Origin of the sequence: Kocuria oxytropis, assembly GCF_040981195.1 — a bacterium.
In the GTDB taxonomy this organism is placed as follows: domain Bacteria; phylum Actinomycetota; class Actinomycetes; order Actinomycetales; family Micrococcaceae; genus Kocuria; species Kocuria oxytropis.
Genome location: NZ_JAVFXA010000103.1, coordinates 1 through 538, shown reverse-complemented (window position 1 = coordinate 538; position 538 = coordinate 1). Strand labels below are relative to the sequence as shown.

Here is a 538-nt window from a genome sequence, read left to right as displayed (position 1 = left end):
CGAGCCCGCAGCGCGGCCCCGGGACCGGCGGCCCGGCGCGGGCAGGTGGTCCGGCCTCAGCCGCGACCGCGCCGTGCTCGTGGTGCTCGTCGCGGCCCTGGCCGTGCTCAGCGTCTGGAACGCCACCGGCGCCACGCCATACCAGGACGACGAGGGCACCTACACCGCTCAGGCGTTCAGCGTCCTCGATGACGGCGCACTCACCCCCTACACCTACTGGTACGACCACCCCCCGCTGGGCTGGATCCAGCTGGGCGCCCTCGCCTGGCTGCCCCGGCTGTTGGGCGCCGGCGACGACACCTCCGTCGGCGCGGTCCGCCTGGTCGTCGCGCCGTTCTTCGTGGCCACCGCCGTGCTGATCTACCTCATCGCCCGCCGCCTAAGGGTGCGCGCTCCGCTCGCCGTCCTGGCCACGACGTTCTTCGCCCTCTCGCCGCTCACGCTGACGATCGGCCGCCAGGCCTACTTGGACAACGTGGGCCTGCCGTGGCTGCTGCTGGCGTTCTACCTCGTGCTCTCCCCCCGGCACCCCCTGTGG

The 538-nt window shown here is 73.6% G+C and carries 1 protein-coding gene; it reads left to right on the top strand.

Going from position 1 to position 538, the window contains the following annotated elements; genetic code table 11:
* Positions 1-538 (top strand): ArnT family glycosyltransferase (locus tag QYM41_RS17795; RefSeq protein WP_368801097.1); only part of this gene is annotated, 538 nt, incomplete at both ends.